Genomic DNA, 19,383 nt, shown 5'->3' with positions numbered 1-19,383 from the left:
TTTTAACAACTGATCTTTGCAGGCGCTATCGCGAGACCGACACAAACCTGTCTAAAGCTGATTTTCGTCAGCGCTTTTGTGCACCCGTTTGCAGTACGCTGGGGCCCTGCAATTTCCCCGGCAGAGGGAAACGCAGGCCCTGCGTGCAAACCAACGATCACCATTGCGGGGTTTACCATGCGCATCACTTCCCAGCTCATCTGCCAGGCTGCCGACCAACTCAAAGGCTTCGTCGGCCTCAACCGCAAGACCGGGCACTACATCGTGCGCTTCAGCGAAGACTCGTTCGGCATGGACGTGGCGGACGACGGCATCATCCCGACCAGCGAATTCGTCTGGGCCACTGGTCCCGGGCAGACCGTGACGCTCAAGCGCGAATTGATTCAGTTGTTGCTGGACCAGAACATCGATGACCGGATCAACATCACCGAGCCGTTGCGGGTGTACATGAACCGGCGGGAAGTGCCGGAGATTTCGGCGGTTCGCAGTTTGGTTCAGGGGTGAGTTTTGGTGGTGATTTGACTGGCCCCATCGCGAGCAAGCTCGCTCCCACAGGGTGTGTGGGTGTACGCAAGTCATGTACCCGACACAAAACACTGTGGGAGCGAGCTTGCTCGCGATGGCGGCCAGAAGAACTCTAAATCAGTTACTGATTGAACCCGTAGGCCCGCTCAACCCTGCACACCCGCGTATGACACCGCGAATACCAGGTCGAGCGCCCACGCTCGCGAATCGCACTGTGCTCCGGATGATGCTTCCACGCCAGAATCGCCGCCTCACTGGCCCAGTACGACACCGTAATCCCAAGCCCATCCTCGCCCCGCGCCGATTCCACCCCGAGAAACCCCGGCTGTTCACAGGCCAGTTCCAGCATCCGTGCGGCTGCTTCTGCGTAACCCTGGTCACCTTCGGTGCGCACCGAGGTGAAGATCACTGCGTAATAAGGCGCGGCTGGCGTATCGGCGATCATGATGACCGCCCCGCACAGGCTTCGACAAAGGCGCCAACCAACGGCGGCAAGACGCCCTTGAGCGCCGCTCGCTCGGGCTGGAACAAGGTCGCGACAAAGAACGGATGACCGCTGAGTTCGACCACGCGCAGTCCTTGTTCCGAATCGTGGCCGACGGCGTGCAGTTCGCGCTTGAGCAGCTCCCTTTCGAACTGCGGATTCACCCCATAACGACAGCGATAGCCTTCACGAGTTTCGGTGCTTTCGTACGCATCGGCGATCAACGAACCCTCAAGCAAATGAATCGTATCGACTGCCTCCACCAGCGCGCACGACAGTGGCGTCAGCAGCGCCCGCGTTGCATCGGGTGAAGTCTCGCCGTGTTCGGCATCCGACCAGCCCAGCACATTGCGCGCGTATTCCAGCACCGCGTGTTGAAAACCACCGCAGGTGCCGAGGAACGGTCGCCGTCGTTCGCGGGCAAAACGGATCGCTGTCAATGCGCCGTCCGTACTGCGGTAAGGGCTGGCCGGTACACACCAGAAGCCATCGAAGGTGTGCAGCGGTGACTCGGCGTGGATTTCATCGGTGGGCAGCCATTGCCATTGCACATTCAGACCGCTGTGTTCAGCGGCCTTTTCGAGGGCGACGGGAATGGCCTGGTGGGCGGTGACGTGTGGGTCGCAGTCGCCGATCAGGGCGATGCGAATCGGGCGGTTTTCCATGAGTGGCCTCTGCACTTGTTGATTCCTGGTGCCCACTATAGATTGGCGTTCACGCACTCAATATTGGCGTTCTCCCAAGTGATCAATGCAGTGGCGCACTATCGACTGGACTACCCGGACCTGGCACTGATCCTCGCACTGGTGCGCGGCGGCTCTCTGGCCCGGGCCGCGCAGCTGTTGAAGGTGGATGTCTCGACGGTGTTTCGAGCGGTGCGCCGGCTGGAGGCTGCACTGGGTCAGCAATTGTTCGAAAAAAGCCGCGCGGGTTACCTGCCCACCACCCTGGCGCAGTCCCTGGCTGAACAGGCCGAGCGCGCGGAGCAGGCGCTGGAGGCTGCGCGCATCGGTGTCGAGCAGGGCGGTGAAGTGATCAGCGGCATCGTGCGCCTGACCTGTACCGATTCGGTCCTGCAAGGTTTGCTGTTGCCAGCGCTGGCGCAGTTCATGCCGAACTATCCGGCGCTGACCCTCGAACTCAGCACGTCCAATGATTTTGCCAACCTCAGCCGTCGGGATGCCGATATCGCCCTGCGCCTGACCCGCACGCCGCCGGAGCATCTGGTGGGACGGCGACTGGCGGATATTGCCTACCGCGTGTGCGCCAGCGAGCGATACCTGCAATCGGTCAACACCACTGACCTGGCCTCATTGACCTGGATCGCCCCGGATGAATTCCTGCCTGATCACCCGACCGTTTCCTGGCGTCGCCAAGCCTGGCCTGGCGTAACGCCGGGTTATCGCTGCAACAGCATGCTGTCGGTGACCGAGCTGGTCAGGGCGGGGCTGGGGGTCGCGGCGTTACCGGACTTTTTGATCGGCGACGGATTAAAGCCGCTGGGCGAGCCGTTGCACGGATACGACACCGCGCTGTGGCTGCTGACCCGTCCCGACTGTCGCGCCTTGCGCTCGGTGGTCACCTTGTTCGATGAGTTGGGACGGGCGCTGAAACTGCCGTGAAACCGTTCAGGTTCTTGGCTCATCCTTGCGCACCAGGTGCTGATGCATTTCCGTGGTCAGGTTTTCGATGCGCTCGGTAAGGCTCTTGGTCATCTCCGTGAGACGGGTGTTCTGCTCAAGCAACTCCAGCAGTTGCGCAGTGTTTTTCGCGGCCTCCGCCTGTCGCTCACTGTTGGCGGTCGCCAGCGCTTCGCGGTGCTGCGCATCGGCCTCGGATTGGGCTTTGTCCCTCGCAGCCTGGCGAGTCTGGGCCAACAGAATCAATGGCGCGGCATAGGCCGATTGCAGGCTGAAAGCCAGGTTGAGCAGGATGAACGGGTACAAATCGAAATGGGTGAAACCGGACAGGTTGAGGCACACCCAGATCACCACGATCAGCGTTTGTGCGCCGAGAAAAGTCGGTGTGCCGAAGAACCGCGCAAAGGCTTCGGCGCGCAGGGCAAACTTGTCATTGCCAAAGGTCGGCGCGAGGTGGGCATGAGGGCGATGGAAACGCAGGTGATCGACGTGGGCGGCGGTTTCGTGGCTCGTGCTGGTCATGATGCTCTCTGTCTGTTGCTGGGACTGAGGCTCACTATAGCCTCAGTGCCAGTTTCATTCTGAAACACATCGCGCCATTCAAATCAGAGCCATCAATCCATCGACACTGCCGTCGACCTTGTCATTTATTGCACCTGATAGCAGGCCAGAAACATGTCCAGCGCGGAATCCGCCACCGTGTTTTGCTCCTTGGCTGACAAGCCGGGTTGCCCCATGGAAATCTGTGGCCAGAATGCAAAGGACTTGAGCAGGCCATGGATCTGTTGAGCGGCGAATTCGGGAGCCACGGGCTTCAATCGGCCATCCGCTTGAGCGGCTCGAATCCACACCGTCAGTCCCTCTTCGCGTTCGCCCATTCGGGCCACCATGTCCTGCGCCCGCTCCGGGGAATGAATCGTTGCCGCAATGGCGACCCGTGCCAGGTCGAGAAAATTGTCATCGCCCAACATTTGCAGTTTGGCCATCAGCAACGAACGCAACTGCTCGCGCAGCGGCAGGTCGGGACGGTAGGCCGTTTCCTGTTCTGCCGTCACCCGGATCCATAACTGATTGAGGATCTCGGCGAACAACTCTTCCTTGCTGGGAAAGTGGTTGTACACCGTGCGCTTCGACACACCGGCAGTGGCAGCAATCTTGTCCATGCTGGTGATCTCGAAACCGTTGTCACGGAATTCGTTGATCGCGGCTTGAATGATCGCTTGGCGTTTTCGGTCGGTGAGGCGCTGTGGAGCTGTCATAAGTACGCTTCGGCAGGGAGAAGGGGGTAATTACACTCAGCAGTTTACTTGTCATCGACTTTGATGCAACCTAGAAACTACACTGTGCAGTGTAATGTTTTGTTAATCCTGCCCAGTAAAAATAGAAAGTCCGGCTGATGCGTGCGTGCCTTGGCCATTTATCGTCCCAAAGCGGAAAATCGCGTCATGCGCGGTTTTTCTGGAGTCATTCAGTCATGGCCAATTCAACCTCCCCGGCGGACAACGCCTCCACACCTGAAGCGTCCCGACAGGCTCAAGGGCAGTATCAAAACTTCACGCCGGTGCAACGTTTAAGCTTTGGCAAAACCATGGGCATCCTGTGGAACGCGCTGTTCCACAAACCGCAAAACACCCGCCCGAGCGCACCCGTCCCGGTACAAGCCCTGACTCGAGCCGCATTGATCGCCGCGCCCAACCACAGCGTCTATCGCCTGGGCCACTCTACGGTGTTGCTCAAGCTGCGCGACAAATTCTGGATCACCGACCCGGTCTTCGCCGAGCGTGCCTCGCCCGTGCAATGGGCCGGCCCCAAACGTTTCCACCAGCCACCGATCAGCCTGGAAGAATTGCCACCGATCGAAGCGGTGATCCTGTCCCATGACCACTACGACCACCTGGATTACCAGGCCGTGCTGAAGCTCGCGGACAAGACCAAATACTTCCTTACCCCGCTGGGCGTAGGCGACACCCTGATCAAGTGGGGTATCGACGCCAGCAAAGTCCGCCAGCTGGATTGGTGGCAAGGCACGGAAGTCGATGGCATCCAGTTCATCGCCACCCCGTCGCAGCACTTTTCCGGCCGTGGCCTGTTCGACAGCAACAGCACCCTCTGGGCCTCGTGGGTGATGATCGACGGCGACACACGCATCTTCTTCAGCGGCGACAGCGGCTACTTCGACGGCTTCAAACGCATCGGCGAACAGTACGGCCCATTCGACCTGACCCTGATGGAAACCGGTGCCTACAACGTCGACTGGCCGCACGTGCACATGCAACCCGAACAAACCCTGCAAGCCCACCTCGACCTCAAGGGCCGCTGGCTACTGCCGATCCACAACGGCACCTTCGACCTGTCGATGCACGCCTGGTACGAACCCTTCGACCGCATCCTGGCCCTGGCCTGGGAACGCAACGTATCGATCACCACACCGCAAATGGGCGAGGCGTTCAACCTGATGCATCCGCAGCGTGGTGGAACGTGGTGGCTGGCGGTGGAAGGGGAGAGTGATCGGGTGGTGGTGCAGAACGCGTAGAGTGATGGGCCCTGTAGGACCGAGCTTGCTCGCGATGGACTAAAGGGCGACATGTTTAGCCAGGAAATGCGCGTTATCGTTAACGTCCATCGCGAGTAAGCTCGCTCCTACAGGGGACCATTTATCGTCAGTCAGTGAGTTGGCTCACTCCACCATCGCAAAATCCGCCCGACCAACCGGATTCGGCGTAGACCCTTTCACATTCATCCCTCGACCCGGCGCAAACCCCGGGAAGAACACCAACCCCTCCGATTCGAACCGATAGGCCAACGCCAGGCGCGTGACATCCAGCACCTCCTGGCGTGCCTCGAAGCGTTGAATGGCCTCCACCGAAACCCGGGATTCCCGCGACAGCTCTTGCACACTCCAACCCAGCATCGCTCGGGCCTGGGCGCAGTGGGCCGGGGTGAATTGGAAGAGGGCGATACGTTCCAGGGTGATTTTCATCGCTTGAGAGGCCATGGTGTTCTCCGGGCTCGAGAGTGTTGGTCAAAATATACTGTGTTTTTGTACAGTTGTTTTGAGCCCGGATCAAACGCATTTTTTGATTTGTCTTTTCAGCCAGACGAACGGCACTGCGCTTATTTGCCCGCCAACCCCGGCGCTTCCCGCACAATAAAGTGATCCAGGTTTTCAATGTTGGCGCTGAACACCCCGAACGTCTGCTCGGGGTTTTTCTTGCTCGGCACCTGCTTCAGCTCGGGCGTCACCCCGTAAAAGAAGCAATACAGCTCCCGCCCACTCTCGATGGCGTGCTTGATCTCCTCCAGGAACGCCTTGCGTTTGCGGTAGCTGTCGATGAGTTTTTTGCTCAGGTAGACATTGACCGAGTAAGGCTTTTTCTCGAACCAGACCTTCTTCTCGAAGTCGATGCGAAAACTCTGGGTGTAGTCCTTGATCTCCTTGACCTTGCCCCAGTAAATCAGTCCCTTGTTGTCTTGCAGATACTCAATCTTCTTGAAAAACGACCCGTAAGGCGCGGTGTGCTCGCCAATCTTCAGGGGCACGCGCTTGAGCAAATCCTTGTCGTCGAAGTTCGATACGAAACACTCCACCGGGTGGGCGAAGATGCTGGTCTTGTCCGGGGCCGGTTCCCTGCCCGGTTGCTCGAGGTTACTAGCAGCCTTAGGCGCCAATGGCTTATCCCGAACCACATCGGCAATCACCACCGGACTGGACGGCTTACGCACATACTCACGCCGAGCCAGTAACAATTCCGACGGGAAATGTTCCTCGCGACTGTCATCCGTTTCCGCCTCATCCGCCCCCGACGCCGGCGACTTCAAACTGACATAAGGGCAACACTCGACATGTCGCGTACTTGGCAAGTTCTTGAAGTGCGGCGTGCGCACGTAATTCACGTTCTTCGCGTTGAACGTACCCAGCTCATTGGCCGTGTCGAACGCCAGGCGACAGGCATCGTTCGGGCATTGGAAATGTTCCCTGGCGGAATCGAAATCCATCGTCTCGTCGAAATTCAGATCCCGAACGTCGTAGATCGACAACTTGTCGTTGAGGCTGAGGCAGTAGGCGAGGTCGAATTTCATGTCGGGTTCCAGGTCCTTTAGTTGGCCAGCTTCCAGTGATGGCGCATTCGAAGCAATAGCTACACTGAGATCACTTCGATACCGCCGAGTCTGCACAGTCCATCAACGAGGGAATGCTCCACTGTAGGAGCGAGCTTGCTCGCGATGGTCGTTAACGATTACGCGTGTTTACAGGTTAAACGCAGCGCTCTTGAGCCCATCGCGAGCAAGCTCGCTCCTACAGTTTTTAAATGAACAGCATTACATCAACGAGGGCGGTTAATGAGCCATTCAGATGCTTCGCCGCCCGTTTCGGAGCCGGGTCGGATAGCCCGCCGGGACGAGCAGACCGGTTGGCGCCGCTGGCTACCGGGACTGGGCATGCTGCGCGAATACCAATTGGCATGGCTGCGTTACGACATCGTGGCCGGCCTGGTGCTGACCACGATGCTGGTGCCCGTCGGTATCGCCTATGCGGTGGCTTCGGGCGTGCCGGGCATTTATGGCCTCTACGCGACCATTGTTCCGCTGCTGTTCTATGCCTTGTTCGGCCCCAGCCGAATTCTGGTGATGGGGCCGGATTCCTCCCTGGTGGCCGTCATCCTTGCCGTCATCCTTCCACTCTCCGGCGGCGACCCGCAGCGTGCCGTCGCCCTGGCGGGGATGATGGCGATCGTCTCGGGAGCGGTGTGTATCCTGGCCGGTATCGCACGCCTGGGTTTTATCACCGAGCTGCTGTCCAAACCGATCCGCTACGGCTACATGAACGGCATCGCACTGACCGTATTGATCAGCCAGTTGCCCAAACTGTTCGGTTTTTCGATTGAGTCCAACGGTCCGTTGAGAGACCTGTGGGCTATTACCTCAGCGGTGATGGAGGGAAAGGTCAACTGGACCACCTTCATAGTGGGCGGGCTTACCCTGGCGGTGATCCTGCTGCTCAAACGATGGCCGCGGTTGCCGGGCATCCTGATCGCGGTGGTTGGCGCGACGGTCGCGGTGGGAGTACTCGACCTTGCGACACGCTCCGGCGTGAAGGTCCTCGGTTCGCTCCCGCAAGGCTTGCCCGGATTCGCCATCCCCTGGATCACCACCGCCGATATGGTCCCGGTGTTGATCGGTGGTTGCGCCGTCGCACTCGTCTCGTTCGCCGACACCAGCGTGCTCTCCCGTGTCTATGCGGCGCGGACCCGCACCTACGTCAACCCGAATCAGGAAATGGTGGGCCTGGGCATCGCCAACCTGGCGGCCGGATTTTTTCAGGGTTTCCCGATCAGCAGCAGTTCGTCACGTACGCCCGTGGCCGAGGCCGCCGGTGCCAAAACCCAACTGACCGGCGTCGTCGGCGCACTGGCGGTTGCCTTGTTGCTGGTGGTGGCGCCGGACCTGTTGCAGCACTTACCGTCCAGCGCACTGGCGGCGGTGGTGATCGCCTCGGCCATTGGCTTGATCGAGATCACCGACCTGCGCCGGATCTATCGCATCCAGCGTTGGGAATGCTGGCTATCGATTGTCTGTACGGTCGGCGTGGCCGTGTTCGGCGCGATCGAGGGCATCGGCCTGGCCATCGTGATTGCGATCATTGAATTCCTCTGGGATGGCTGGCGCCCGTACTCCGCGGTGTTGGGCCGCGCCGACGGGGTCAAGGGCTACCACGACATCAAACGCTACCCCGACGCGCGTCTGATACCCGGCCTGGTCCTGTTTCGCTGGGATGCGCCCTTGTTCTTCGCCAATGCCGAGCTGTTCAGCGACCGAGTGCTGGACGCCGTGGCGGCATCGCCCACGCCCGTGCGTTGGCTGGTGGTCGCCGCAGAACCAGTCACCAGCGTCGACGTGACCTCCGCCGACATGCTCGCCGAACTGGACGACACCCTGCACGCGGCGGACATCGAGTTGTGCTTTGCCGAGATGAAGGACCCGGTCAAGGACAAGCTCAAGCGGTTTGGATTGTTTGCGCGTTTGGGGGAGACGGCGTTTTTTCCAACGGTCGGGGCGGCTGTGAATAGCTATGTCGCGATGTATTCGGTGGACTGGGTGAAAGGATAGGTGCTCCCGTCATTGGACAAGCCCCCATCGCCTGACTAGCGTTGTCTGGCAGATCGAATCGCCGCATGCCGCTGGCTCAAGCGCCGGATCAGGCGGATTGTCCAGCCATCCAAGCCTTGATTGCCGTGAAACCCGAGAGGTTGAAATCGAGACTTCACAGCAAGGAGCGCACCATGCCGAACAACTGGCCCGCCGGGATTGAGCACGTTGTCGTGTTGATGATGGAGAACCGATCATTCGATCATCTGCTGGGGGATTACACCCGCATCAACCCGGCGTGTGACGGTATCAACCGTCACACGCCCAGCACCAATCCGCTGAAGCTGGCCAATGGCAACTCGACGGTGATTACCCAGGCATCGGAGTTCCCGGAGAACTACAGCCTGTGGGCGCCGCCACCCCCTCTGCCTCCGGCGCTGCCGCCGAGCAACAGCGAGGGTTTCGACCTTGGCCACGAGTTCGTCAACGTAGAGAAACAACTGGGCGTCTCCTTCAAGACCAGCCCGGCCAACCCCACGCTCAATGGTTTTGCCCAGGACGCCTACGACAAGGCCCGCACCGACCTGAAGGTGTACAAGACCTGGTCGCAATCCATGGCCCAACGGGCGATGAACTACATCCCGTTCGGCGCCACCCCGGCCGACGATACGTTACCGGCAATTCATGGACTGGCACGCAATTTCACCGTGTGTGATCGCTGGTTTTCCTCAGTGCCAGGCCCAACCTGGCCGAACCGTTTTTTTGCCATGCTCGGCAGTTGCAATGGCCACTTGCTGATGCCCTCCACCGGCACGGTACTGGCCGGCATCAAAAGCCTGATCGCACAGTTTGGCGGCGAGAGTATTTTTTCGCTGCTGCGCAACAATGGCCACGACGCGCGCATTTATTCCGACGGCGCCGTTCCGCTGGCGGCGCTGGTCAAGGGTGGTTTGCAGCACCTGAGCATCGACGACTTCAAGTCGGACGTCGCCGGAAACAAACTCCCCGAACTGTCCTGGATCGAGCCGAGCTATGGCCTGCTCAACGGTAAACTCGGGCCAAACGTGTCGCATCATCCGCCTGAAGACCTGCGCTTTGGCGATCAGTTTGTCGGTGAGGTATTCAATGCCTTGTCGGCCAACACTGCTGTCTGGAACAAAACCCTGTTCGTGCTGCTGTACGACGAGCATGGCGGTTTCCATGACCACGTGGTGCCGCCGACTTGCGTGGCGACCGGTTCAACGGTCGATGTCCCCTGGAAAAATCCTTTCACCCGGCTCGGCGTTCGTGTACCGGCGATCCTGGCTTCGCCGTGGCTCAAGCCAGGCTTGATACCCTGGACAGGCGATGTCCAGGCGCAGCATTACGATCACACCAGCCTGCTGGCGTTTCTTTGCGATCACTTCAAATTGCCCCGCAGCGCCCTCGGTCCACGGGTGGTCGCCGCGCAGCACTTCGGCAATGCGCCCATCTGGCGCACTGCACCGGGTGTATCGGCTGCGCCAAAGTTGACGGCCACCGTGGTGCCGAGTCGCGCCGGGTTGCCATTGATCGAGTCCGAACTGGCGACCCAAAGTCGACAGGTGGTGGACAGCGCCACCGGTTACCTCGACGGCCTCGATCCAGAGCAGATCTGGAAGAGCAGCGCCCAATGGGTCAGCGGTTTTCTCGGCAACCGCAGCCGTGCCTTGGCTGATCCGGGGCAAGCGGCACTCACGCCTGCCGCGCCCAGTGCAGATAGCCTGGAGGCAAAACTGCGGCGCCTGCAGGATTTGATGGTCACTGCCCAAGGGCAAACGGTGCCTCCGGTTGCGGCGCCGGCCAGCAAAGCCCTGGTCGAGCCAGGGGCGGAGGTCGCGCCAACACGGCTGCGTGTCCTGTGCCTGCCCGGTGTCGGGTTCAGCCGGGCAGCGGGCGGGCAGGGCGGCATCGACGCGAACTGGCAGGAGCAATGGCGCACATTGATCCGCACTCAACTGGCACAGAACGGTCGCCCCATCGATGACCAGGACATCGACTTTCTGACTTTCGATGACCAGCTCAAGGAAGGACCGGATTTCGCCCAGATCACCCGAGGCCTGGCGATGCTGAGGGCCGACGCCAGGGGCAAGGCCGACGAGAACTTCGGCAGTTGGGGCTTGCCGGTCAACCAGATGTTGCGCACCACGGTGGGCGCCCTCGTGCAATGGATCGAAGACGCCGATTTGCGCACGGAGTTGACTCAACATCTGCTGGCAAAGATCGAGGCATTCAATCCGCAGATCATCTTCGCCCAAGGACTGGGCAGCCTGATCGGCTACGACGCCCTGCGCCGTTCGGTGGCGAAAAAGGGGGCGGCGCTCAAACGCATCGATGGCCGAGTGTTCGTCAGCTTCGGCTCACCAATCGCATTGCCGCTGGTGATGCGCGAAGTGTGGGGCGGGCGGGTCCTGCGCCTGAGCGAAAACGGCCGAGGCATCCGCCGCTGGTTCCACCTCCATAACCCCAATGACGGCTTGCTGACCCGGCCAATCACCTCGCCGGATTCCGCGCGGGTCGACCTGCAAACCGAATTCACCTTGCCATTGCGCGATGACCTGCTCGACCTCAATCACGCCGCCCAGGCCTACCTGTCGTCACCCACCAGCCAGACCGGCCTCTGGCCGCAACTGGCCCGCGATGTGGTAGCCGCACGGGCACTGGAAGTGCCGGCGTTCCTGTCCCGCAGTGGCCAACGCAAACGCCGCGCCCTGGTGGTCGGCATCAACGATTACCGCGACCCGAGCGCACGCCTCGACGGCTGCATCAACGACACCTACCTGATCAGCCGCATGCTTCAGGAAAGCGGCTACGACGCCGGCGACATTCGCTTGCTGCACGACGCCCGAGCGACCCGGGCCAACTTCGTCGAGCGCCTCGAATGGCTGGTGGAAGGCGCCCGCGCCGGCGACGAGCGCGTGCTGTTCTACTCCGGCCACGGCACCCAACTGCCGGTCTACAGCAGCAGCGGCGAAGCCGACTGCATGGACGAAACCCTGGTGCTCCACGATTTCGACTGGGACGACGAAAGCACCCACTTCACCGACAAACTGTTCCGCCAGTTCTACAGCCACCTGCCATTCGACCCGGACGGCCACGGCGCCAAACTCACCGTCATGTTCGACTGCTGCTACGCCGGCGGCATGACCCGCGGCAACGGCCGCGTGCGCGGCATCACCCCACCCAGCGACATCCGCCACCGCATGCTGCGCTGGGACCCCTACGCCGGCGACTGGGACCGCCGCGTCTACGCAGTCGACGCCGACCGCCGCGACTTCAGCGAACAAGACAACAAAACCCGCGGCCTCACCCGCACCCGCACCACCCAAGGCGCCGCCACGGGCCTGCGCCCCGAGAAAAAAGCCCAACTGCTGCGCCAAGGCAAACTCTACGGCCACCACGGCCCCTACATGCCACTGATGCTCTATGCAGCGCGGGAAAACGAAAAGGCCAGCGAATATGTGGCGGGCTCCAACCACTACGGCGCCTTCACCTATGCCCTGGTTGAACAACTGCGCAAATTGCACCAGGAGGATGCGACGTTGGGGTTTGATCAGTTGATTGAGCGGGTGGGGAGTGTGCTGAGCGCCAGGTCGTTGGGGCAGACACCGGAGATCGTTGGGCCGAGTGGGGTGAGGGCGGCGGTGTGTCCGTGGCGGATTAGTGGGTTGGGGAGGTGAGGGGGCTGGCCTATCGAAAAGCTACGGCTTCGGCTAGTTTGGCTAACTCCATGGAGGTGCCAAATGACTGAGCGGGTAAAAGTAAACATGCGCGAAGCCAAATCACAGCTTTCTCAACTTGCTGAGCGCGCATGGAATGGTGACAACGTTGTGATTACCAAAAACGGTAAGTCTTACCTGGATCTGTTACCCCATCTCGATACAGCCCGGGCGCGAAAGCCTGGGCGGTTGAAGGGGGCAATTCGGATGTCTGCGGATTTCGACAAGACTCTCGATGATCTAATCGATGGATTTGAGGACCGTCTATGAGGTGCTTGCTGAATTGATGTTTCCCAAGCCGACGCAGATCCCCTGTAGGAGCGAGCCTGCTCGCGATTCGCAAGACCAACGCAGCAACCAAGCCAGCCACCAACCTTGTGGCGAGGGGGCTTGCCCCCGTTGGTCCGCGAAGCGGCCCCAAATGCTGCAACTCGGAAGCATCAGGCAATCCGAATTGTGCGGATTGACGATTTGCACTCGGAACGAGGTCGAGCAACAGGCGCCAATTACTCGCGCATCAGCCGCTCCACCTTCGTATATAGCGACAAGGTGAATTCAACTTTGTCGCTCGAAAGATGACAACGCCGATGACAGTTTGGGCAAAGTGCGACAGCGTTGGTGATGCTATCCGAACCTTTCTGCGCCAAGTGCTTAACGTGATGAACCTCAAGAAACGGCAAACCATCGGCTTCAAACGGTGCTTTCTGGCCACAGCCTTCACAAATCCCCTTGGCTAGGTCCGTAACCCAGGCTCTAACCTTCGGGTCGCGGACATAGGACGTAGTGAGGGTGCTAACTTGTGGTGGGCTCGGGTTACCGGCAGGCTCAACCTTGAGCCCCTGCTTTTGCAGCTTGGATGCTCGGCTTATCAAAGTCTCATGGTTGGCAGTCGGGGCGTATTCGCTTGCACCAGGCACGATTTTTTTGTCCAACACCTTGCGAATCCGCTCGCTGATCCCTGCTCCAATATTCTTGGCGGGTCTGTAGCCATTAATTCGCGGTAAATCCATCTGCTCCAGCACGGCAGAGATATTTTGCATGCGGTACTCAACCGAAGAGGCGCTGCGTTTGCTTAACGGGCCTTCACGCAAAAGCTGATTCTCGACTGACTTCTTAAACGTCTGTCTGCTTTGCTCCAGGCCCAGCATCTTCAGGTAAGCATCGACCGAAGCCTCAAGTTCCTGATCGCTCCAGCCACTTTTTTCCTTTGGGGTATCCATACTATCGCCGAGGGTTGATAACCCTCGGACGATACTGAGTGGCCACTACGACTGTCTACGAAAATTCCTACAGAAGAAAGCGACAGATCTCTCGTTCGATCCTACAAGGCTGTCGCTAACTCATCGAGTGCTTCGACAACTGAAACACCTGCGCAACCTTCCGCCACCAAGACTTAACCACCGGCGTCCGCTTTTGCGTGTGATCAAGCAACAGATAAGGCATGTCCCGCAGTCGAATCCAACCTTCATCCTGCCAATGCAGCAGGCTCAACGACATCTCCGGCCAATCCAACAAACTCAACATCGGCTGGTCCGAATTGCCCGACTGTTCCGCATCACGTAAGGCCGGAACCACTTGATGAGTGATCCACTCTCGCAGCAACCGATTTTCTGGTGCGTAGTGATACACCAACAGCGCGTACACACCCGACTCGCTGAGCATCAGCTGCTTTTCTGGTTGCCGGTAATAGTCAATCCACAGCGTGCGGTGCTGGTCTTTGTCTAGCTTGTTGACCATGCGTTCACTTAGATGGAAACCCATCAAGCGGCCGATATCGCGGGCGCAGAACCATGGTTGGTTTTCAAGGAGGAGGGCATGGAGAGGGAGGTTGTGGCGGGTGAAGACTGTTACAGAAAAGAGATCAGACATGACCGATCTCCATGATTCGGAGAGTGACGAGAAGGTTGTGTTCAGGCATATCCATTACCTCTACGTTTGGACTTTGGCGGGCCTGACCCCAACGTAGAGTGGACATAAGAAGCTCCAACGAGCAAAAGCCTCACACAGCTGTACGATAAATCACCAAGGGTGACTGCTCGTCTGTGTAATTGGCTAGCTTTCTACGTTGGGCGTTTCTTAGGCACCTGCGGTAGAGCTTAGGGCCGCTTGGAATGGCACTCAATACAGAAGGTGCTGGAATACATGTAGGAGGTTTAGCTGCTGCTGATATTGCGAGTAAGAGTTTTCCTACCCCATAAAAAAATAGCCGCGGAATCCGCGGCTATTCCTACTTGAGGTCAAAGTTGAGCAAAAATGCTGACCATATGACTATCTCCTTTTTGATATCCCGGCCGAGGTCCCTGAAAGTAATCACCGGAGACTCTAAGGTTGGAAATCTTACTTAGTTCACAGAGATCCCATTCGTGCCTTGGCGTGACATGACACTCCCAGTGTCTGAAAGCACCGTAGCAATACTTTTCCCGTGCGAGAAATACCAATTGCATGTGGTTCAACTACACGATCAATACCGCTATAGGTGAATTTCAGCACTTGAAGGGTATTGATTGCATCAGTAATGAGCTGATTCATAAGTCGTTACTCTGAACATGATTATAGAGCGGGACAGTCACCTGTCCCGCGCCCCTACGCTTTGACAAAAAAGCAGAATGGACGGCCGTCCTTACGGAAAACGTCCTTACCACTACGCCAGTGCTTAAAGCTCATACAGAAAACGGCTCTGTATCCTGGCGGCGCCACTGGACCTTCGTTCATAAAACGAAATCTCCGACGCGAGGCCGTTGTAACCGTCCGAAAGGGGTCTATAATCACGTCGCGCATTTTCCCAATGCATCGTGATTTGAGATCTTTCAGTCACGGCCCGCACCCTCGGGCTTCGGTTCAATGGTGCGGTCAAGACCCGCAGCAATCGTTGGCGCGATTACTGCGGGTTTCTTGTTTTTGGTTACTACTAAATTTTTTCGACCTGCTGCTCTGAAGGAGCAGCAGGTGACGTGGTAATCAATCCCAGCTCAAAGCCCCACCAGTCTGATACTCAATAACCCGAGTCTCAAAGAAATTCTTCTCTTTCTTCAAGTCCATGATCTCGCTCATCCAAGGGAACGGGTTAGTGGTCCCTGGGTACTCTTCCTTCAAACCGATCTGCGACAGACGACGGTTAGCGATGAACTTGAGGTAGTCCTCCATCATCGCCGCATTCATGCCCAACACCCCACGAGGCATGGTATCCCGCGCGTATTCAATCTCCAGCTGAGTCCCCTGCAGAATCATCTGCGAAGCTTCTTCCTTCATCTCGGCATCCCACAAATGCGGGTTTTCGATTTTGATCTGGTTGATCACGTCGATGCCGAAGTTCAGGTGCATGGATTCGTCGCGCAGGATGTACTGGAACTGCTCGGCGACGCCGGTCATTTTGTTGCGGCGGCCCATGGAGAGGATCTGGGTGAAGCCGCAGTAGAAGAAGATGCCTTCCAGGACGCAGTAGTAGGCGATCAGGTTGCGCAGCAGTTCTTTGTCGGTTTCGACGGTGCCGGTTTCGAACTTCGGATCGGAGATCGAGCGGGTGTATTTCAGGCCCCAGGTGGCTTTTTTCGCGACCGACGGGATCTCGTGGTACATGTTGAAGATTTCGCCTTCATCCATGGCCAGCGATTCGATGCAGTACTGGTAGGCGTGGGTGTGGATCGCCTCTTCGAAGGCCTGGCGCAGGATGTACTGGCGGCATTCCGGGTTGGTGATCAGGCGGTACACGGCCAGGACCAGGTTGTTGGCAACCAGGGAGTCGGCGGTGGAGAAGAAGCCGAGGTTGCGCATGACGATGCGGCGCTCGTCGTCGGTCAGGCCTTCCGGGTCTTTCCAGAGGGCGATGTCGGCGGTCATGTTGACTTCTTGCGGCATCCAGTGGTTTGCGCAGCCGTCCAGGTACTTCTGCCAGGCCCAGTCGTACTTGAAGGGTACGAGTTGGTTGAGGTCGGCGCGGCAGTTGATCATGCGCTTTTCGTCAACGGCGACACGGGCGGAGGCGCCTTCGAGTTCGGCGAGGCCTTCGGCGACGTCGAGGGAGTCCAGGGCGGCTTTGGCGCGGGCAACGGCGGCGGAGTCAGCGGCGGTCACGGCACGGGCTTCCAGGGCGGCGGCACCGCCGGCGCTGTCGAGACGGTCCATGTTGGCTTCGGTGGCGTGGCCAGCGTTAGTGCCCTTGACTGCTACTTCCGTGTCTTCTTTGTCGAATTCGTCCCAGCTCAGCATGACGTGTCGTCTCCTGCGTGAGGGCCAGTGTGCCCGTGTGAAATTGGATAGGTCGGTTTTTCACACGGCCTTACTGGCCGCGTTGGATCTAAAGGAATTGTTTTTTGCAGCAGCTATACGCAGGCATCAAACAGAAATTTGTACGGGGTTCCGAGAGCCACTGATGGGCGCAGCAAGCTTTGATCGCTTGTGCGGGGCTTCAGACTGGCTTTTCATCCCTGTAAGGGAATATTGCAGTCCCGTTTAACGCCGCATTATAGGGAAGTTTTGCGTGCTGTGGGGCGGCGAAATGGCTCACGGATCGGTCGACGGGGGCCGTATTTCGGTCGGAGCGAGGGTTTACAGGGCTTTGAACGACGTTGGCGGGGGAAGATTTTTTTTCCTGATTTTTTGCCCTGGAATATTTTTGCTCAAGAAATAACCAAAAAAGGCATTTTTCACTACATCTTGTGTTTCGGTGGGGTTTTCTCAGGCTCCAGACACAACTAAGCCCGACCGAAGTCGGGCTGTGAAGTCACGCTGGCGGATCAGCTCAGGCGAGCGGCACCGATGTGGTCGGCACCATCGGCGGCGAGGCGGGCGGCGCCAGTGCGGTCAGCGCCGTCGGAAGCCAGTTTGCCGGCGCCAATGTGGTCTGCGCCATCGGCGGCGAAGGACGCGGAACCGGTGTGGTCGTAACCGTCGGAAGCGACAGCCGCTTCGCTGGTGTAAGCGGCCGAGCCGGTGCGGTCGTAACCATCGGCGGCGAAGGTGTTGGCAGCCAGGACGGAGAGGGTCAGGGCGAGGATCAGTTGGGTTTTCATGGTCGTTGCTCCAGTTTCGCAGGCGTTGTTTGTCTTGGGTTGCAGTTGATACTACGCCGACTATTTCGATTAAAAAGCGCAAATAAATGCTTATAATAATCGATTTAATCGATCATTAAGGTTCGGCGCTTCATCTGCCTGATCGTGGCGGGTGGGTCGAACCTTATTGGGGGAGGGGTGAAGCAGGAGGTCAGCCGTTAGAGCAACCGTTGCCCATCGCGCTGTAACGCAGGATATGCCGTTGACCGTTGGAATCTTCGTATTCCATTTTCATCGGTACCACTTCACACACATTCGGGGCTTCGCTCATGGAGATCACTTTGGCGATGTCCAGATTCATCGAGTAAGTGTATTCCTCAACGGGCGGTTGTTGCTGTGCGACATCAGTCGGGACCTCGCCGGCCATGGCGGTTACGCACACGCAGCTGAGGGCCAGAACCAATAAAGCTTTCATTTGATATTTACCTTTTGGAGGTCGAAAGGGGGCACGCAATCCTTTTGAGATTGCGTGTGGAACTTCAGTACCAGGGTGTTTTGATTAACTGCCTTCGTGGGGGCTGCAACTGGGTTAATCAGGTTGCCTTGTTGGCGTGGCAGATTTTAGAGGCGGGGGATACGTTCATATAGACGTGGTTTTGATAAACACCTTTGACAGATCCTGTAACAATCCTCGAATAGCCTCTTCATTTTGTAGGAGCGAGCTTGCTCGCGATGAGCCAGAGAGCGCCGTGGGGTGTCAGATTGGGCGCGTTATCGTTTACGACCATCGCGAGCAGGCTCGCTCCCACAGGTACCGCGGCGGTAGTGGGTTTGACGGTTTTTCATGACAATTTGTAGGGGCTTGTTACTACCATCGTCGAATGGTTCTATAGGCCCGGCCCGGCTAAAACGTGGTCATACAAAAACAACTATTCCACCGAGGTAAGAAAGATGAGTGCGGCTTCCCTGTATCCCGTTCGTCCCGAGGTTCTGGCTAACACGCTGACCGACGAGGCGACCTACAAGGCCATGTACCAGCAGTCGGTCGTCAACCCGGACGGCTTCTGGCGCGAGCAAGCCAAGCGCCTCGACTGGATCAAGCCTTTCACCACGGTGAAGCAGACTTCCTTCGACGATCACCATGTCGACATCAAATGGTTTGCCGACGGCACCCTGAACGTTTCCTACAACTGCCTCGACCGGCATCTGGCCGAGCGCGGCGATCAGGTCGCGATCATCTGGGAGGGCGATGACCCTGCCGAAAGCCGCCACATCACTTACCGCGAACTGCACGAGCAAGTCTGCAAGTTCGCCAACGCCCTGCGTGGTCAGGACGTGCACCGCGGCGACGTGGTGACCATCTATATGCCGATGATCCCYGAAGCCGTGGTCGCCATGCTGGCCTGCACCCGGATCGGCGCGATTCACTCGGTGGTGTTCGGCGGTTTCTCGCCGGAAGCCCTGGCCGGTCGCATCATCGACTGCAAATCCAAAGTGGTGATCACCGCCGACGAAGGCATTCGTGCCGGCAAGAGGATCCCGCTCAARGCCAACGTCGACGACGCGCTGACCAACCCGGAAACCAGCAGCATCCAGAAAGTCATCGTGTGCCAGCGCACCGGTGGCGAKATCAAGTGGAACCCGCATCGCGACATCTGGTACGAAGACCTGATGAAAGTGGCCGGCACCGTGTGCGCGCCGAAAGAGATGGGTGCCGAAGAGGCGYTGTTCATCCTTTACACCTCCGGCTCCACCGGCAAGCCGAAGGGTGTGCAGCACACCACCGGCGGTTACCTGTTGTACGCGGCCATGACCCACGAGCGCGTGTTCGACTACCGCCCGGGTGAAATCTACTGGTGCACCGCCGACGTCGGCTGGGTCACCGGCCACAGTTAYATCGTCTACGGCCCGCTGGCCAACGG

At 58.6% G+C, this 19,383-nt stretch carries 18 protein-coding genes; 7 read left to right on the top strand and 11 right to left on the bottom strand.

What is annotated here, in order from left to right; translation table 11 throughout:
* Nucleotides 1-177 precede the first annotated feature (177 nt).
* On the top strand, nt 178-504 hold the full coding sequence (locus AC1DKH_RS09800) for a DUF2025 family protein (RefSeq protein WP_477754440.1): 327 nt from the start codon (nt 178-180) through the stop codon (nt 502-504).
* Nucleotides 505-646: 142 nt separating this feature from the next.
* Here the strand turns inward: AC1DKH_RS09800 and AC1DKH_RS09795 are convergent, their stop codons facing one another.
* Together AC1DKH_RS09795 and AC1DKH_RS09790 are read right to left on the bottom strand one after the other, a co-directional pair.
* Nucleotides 647-970, bottom strand: coding sequence for an antibiotic biosynthesis monooxygenase family protein (locus AC1DKH_RS09795; protein WP_477754439.1), 324 nt, complete (start codon nt 968-970; stop codon nt 647-649).
* Complete coding sequence (locus AC1DKH_RS09790) at nt 967-1,674, bottom strand: CTP synthase C-terminal region-related (seleno)protein (protein WP_477754443.1); 708 nt, start codon at nt 1,672-1,674, stop codon at nt 967-969. Before AC1DKH_RS09790 ends, AC1DKH_RS09795 begins: the two co-directional genes overlap by 4 nt.
* A gap of 15 nt (nt 1,675-1,689) precedes the next feature.
* Between AC1DKH_RS09790 and AC1DKH_RS09785 the strand changes: the two genes are divergently transcribed.
* Entirely contained in the window at nt 1,690-2,631 is a 942-nt protein-coding gene (locus AC1DKH_RS09785) for a LysR family transcriptional regulator (RefSeq protein WP_477798061.1), read from the top strand.
* Nucleotides 2,632-2,637: 6 nt separating this feature from the next.
* Here the strand turns inward: AC1DKH_RS09785 and AC1DKH_RS09780 are convergent, their stop codons facing one another.
* Both AC1DKH_RS09780 and AC1DKH_RS09775 read right to left on the bottom strand, forming a co-directional pair.
* Nucleotides 2,638-3,171: a DUF1003 domain-containing protein gene (locus tag AC1DKH_RS09780; RefSeq protein WP_477798060.1), complete on the bottom strand. Its 534-nt coding sequence runs from the start codon at nt 3,169-3,171 to the stop codon at nt 2,638-2,640.
* A gap of 125 nt (nt 3,172-3,296) precedes the next feature.
* Nucleotides 3,297-3,908, bottom strand: coding sequence for a TetR/AcrR family transcriptional regulator (locus AC1DKH_RS09775; RefSeq protein WP_477765449.1), 612 nt, complete (start codon nt 3,906-3,908; stop codon nt 3,297-3,299).
* A 215-nt stretch (nt 3,909-4,123) separates the two neighbouring features.
* Here AC1DKH_RS09775 and AC1DKH_RS09770 point away from each other — a divergent pair, with 215 nt between their 5' ends.
* Nucleotides 4,124-5,182 (top strand): MBL fold metallo-hydrolase, encoded by a 1,059-nt coding sequence (locus AC1DKH_RS09770; RefSeq protein WP_477798059.1) that lies wholly within the window; start codon nt 4,124-4,126, stop codon nt 5,180-5,182.
* 144 nt (nt 5,183-5,326) lie between these two features.
* Here the strand turns inward: AC1DKH_RS09770 and AC1DKH_RS09765 are convergent, their stop codons facing one another.
* On the bottom strand, nt 5,327-5,644 hold the full coding sequence (locus AC1DKH_RS09765) for a helix-turn-helix domain-containing protein (protein ID WP_477754433.1): 318 nt from the start codon (nt 5,642-5,644) through the stop codon (nt 5,327-5,329).
* Between the two features lie 119 nt (nt 5,645-5,763).
* Nucleotides 5,764-6,729, bottom strand: coding sequence for a hypothetical protein (locus tag AC1DKH_RS09760; protein ID WP_477798058.1), 966 nt, complete (start codon nt 6,727-6,729; stop codon nt 5,764-5,766).
* A 261-nt stretch (nt 6,730-6,990) separates the two neighbouring features.
* Between AC1DKH_RS09760 and AC1DKH_RS09755 the strand changes: the two genes are divergently transcribed.
* From AC1DKH_RS09755 to AC1DKH_RS09745, 3 genes are all read left to right on the top strand, one after another.
* Nucleotides 6,991-8,757 carry a SulP family inorganic anion transporter gene (locus tag AC1DKH_RS09755; RefSeq protein ID WP_477798057.1) on the top strand — a complete coding sequence of 589 codons (1,767 nt, stop codon included), beginning with the start codon at nt 6,991-6,993 and terminating at the stop codon, nt 8,755-8,757.
* A gap of 173 nt (nt 8,758-8,930) precedes the next feature.
* On the top strand, nt 8,931-12,434 hold the full coding sequence (locus AC1DKH_RS09750) for an alkaline phosphatase family protein (RefSeq protein ID WP_477798056.1): 3,504 nt from the start codon (nt 8,931-8,933) through the stop codon (nt 12,432-12,434).
* 63 nt (nt 12,435-12,497) lie between these two features.
* Nucleotides 12,498-12,743, top strand: a complete 246-nt coding sequence (locus AC1DKH_RS09745) for a type II toxin-antitoxin system Phd/YefM family antitoxin (protein ID WP_477760702.1) — start codon at nt 12,498-12,500, stop codon at nt 12,741-12,743.
* Nucleotides 12,744-12,979: 236 nt separating this feature from the next.
* On the opposite strand, the gene AC1DKH_RS09740 is transcribed toward AC1DKH_RS09745, so the two are convergent.
* The 5 genes from AC1DKH_RS09740 to AC1DKH_RS09720 all read right to left on the bottom strand — a co-directional run bounded on the left by AC1DKH_RS09740 (nt 12,980) and on the right by AC1DKH_RS09720 (nt 17,936).
* Nucleotides 12,980-13,693, bottom strand: a complete 714-nt coding sequence (locus AC1DKH_RS09740) for an HNH endonuclease (RefSeq protein ID WP_477798055.1) — start codon at nt 13,691-13,693, stop codon at nt 12,980-12,982.
* 115 nt (nt 13,694-13,808) lie between these two features.
* Nucleotides 13,809-14,342, bottom strand: a complete 534-nt coding sequence (locus AC1DKH_RS09735; RefSeq protein ID WP_477798054.1) for a BRO-N domain-containing protein — start codon at nt 14,340-14,342, stop codon at nt 13,809-13,811.
* A gap of 1,089 nt (nt 14,343-15,431) precedes the next feature.
* Entirely contained in the window at nt 15,432-16,679 is a 1,248-nt protein-coding gene (locus tag AC1DKH_RS09730; protein ID WP_223534276.1) for a ribonucleotide-diphosphate reductase subunit beta, read from the bottom strand.
* A 527-nt stretch (nt 16,680-17,206) separates the two neighbouring features.
* Nucleotides 17,207-17,482 carry a hypothetical protein gene (locus AC1DKH_RS09725; RefSeq protein ID WP_477756284.1) on the bottom strand — a complete coding sequence of 92 codons (276 nt, stop codon included), beginning with the start codon at nt 17,480-17,482 and terminating at the stop codon, nt 17,207-17,209.
* Nucleotides 17,483-17,672: 190 nt separating this feature from the next.
* A complete protein-coding gene (locus AC1DKH_RS09720) occupies nt 17,673-17,936 on the bottom strand; it encodes a DUF2790 domain-containing protein (protein ID WP_477798053.1) in 264 nt (87 codons plus the stop codon).
* Between the two features lie 476 nt (nt 17,937-18,412).
* Here AC1DKH_RS09720 and AC1DKH_RS09715 point away from each other — a divergent pair.
* Nucleotides 18,413-19,383 (top strand): AMP-binding protein (locus AC1DKH_RS09715; protein WP_477798052.1); only part of this gene is annotated, 971 nt, incomplete at its 3' end.

This window comes from Pseudomonas sp. 05L36 (genome assembly GCF_056398125.1).
This window is presented reverse-complemented; position numbering and strand designations above follow the sequence as displayed.

Excerpts from the sequence above, each read along its gene's own strand:
- AC1DKH_RS09740 (WP_477798055.1), bottom strand. The coding sequence starts at position 13,693 with ATGGATACCCCAAAGGAAAAAAGTGGCTGGAGCGATCAGGAACTTGAG.
- AC1DKH_RS09780 (WP_477798060.1), bottom strand. The coding sequence starts at position 3,171 with ATGACCAGCACGAGCCACGAAACCGCCGCCCACGTCGATCACCTGCGT.
- AC1DKH_RS09745 (WP_477760702.1), top strand. The coding sequence starts at position 12,498 with ATGACTGAGCGGGTAAAAGTAAACATGCGCGAAGCCAAATCACAGCTT.
- AC1DKH_RS09795 (WP_477754439.1), bottom strand. The coding sequence starts at position 970 with ATGATCGCCGATACGCCAGCCGCGCCTTATTACGCAGTGATCTTCACC.
- AC1DKH_RS09775 (WP_477765449.1), bottom strand. The coding sequence starts at position 3,908 with ATGACAGCTCCACAGCGCCTCACCGACCGAAAACGCCAAGCGATCATT.
- AC1DKH_RS09755 (WP_477798057.1), top strand. The coding sequence starts at position 6,991 with ATGAGCCATTCAGATGCTTCGCCGCCCGTTTCGGAGCCGGGTCGGATA.
- AC1DKH_RS09800 (WP_477754440.1), top strand. The coding sequence starts at position 178 with ATGCGCATCACTTCCCAGCTCATCTGCCAGGCTGCCGACCAACTCAAA.
- AC1DKH_RS09720 (WP_477798053.1), bottom strand. The coding sequence starts at position 17,936 with ATGAAAGCTTTATTGGTTCTGGCCCTCAGCTGCGTGTGCGTAACCGCC.
- AC1DKH_RS09770 (WP_477798059.1), top strand. The coding sequence starts at position 4,124 with ATGGCCAATTCAACCTCCCCGGCGGACAACGCCTCCACACCTGAAGCG.
- AC1DKH_RS09760 (WP_477798058.1), bottom strand. The coding sequence starts at position 6,729 with ATGAAATTCGACCTCGCCTACTGCCTCAGCCTCAACGACAAGTTGTCG.
- AC1DKH_RS09730 (WP_223534276.1), bottom strand. The coding sequence starts at position 16,679 with ATGCTGAGCTGGGACGAATTCGACAAAGAAGACACGGAAGTAGCAGTC.
- AC1DKH_RS09790 (WP_477754443.1), bottom strand. The coding sequence starts at position 1,674 with ATGGAAAACCGCCCGATTCGCATCGCCCTGATCGGCGACTGCGACCCA.
- AC1DKH_RS09750 (WP_477798056.1), top strand. The coding sequence starts at position 8,931 with ATGCCGAACAACTGGCCCGCCGGGATTGAGCACGTTGTCGTGTTGATG.
- AC1DKH_RS09735 (WP_477798054.1), bottom strand. The coding sequence starts at position 14,342 with ATGTCTGATCTCTTTTCTGTAACAGTCTTCACCCGCCACAACCTCCCT.
- AC1DKH_RS09765 (WP_477754433.1), bottom strand. The coding sequence starts at position 5,644 with ATGGCCTCTCAAGCGATGAAAATCACCCTGGAACGTATCGCCCTCTTC.
- AC1DKH_RS09725 (WP_477756284.1), bottom strand. The coding sequence starts at position 17,482 with ATGAAAACCCAACTGATCCTCGCCCTGACCCTCTCCGTCCTGGCTGCC.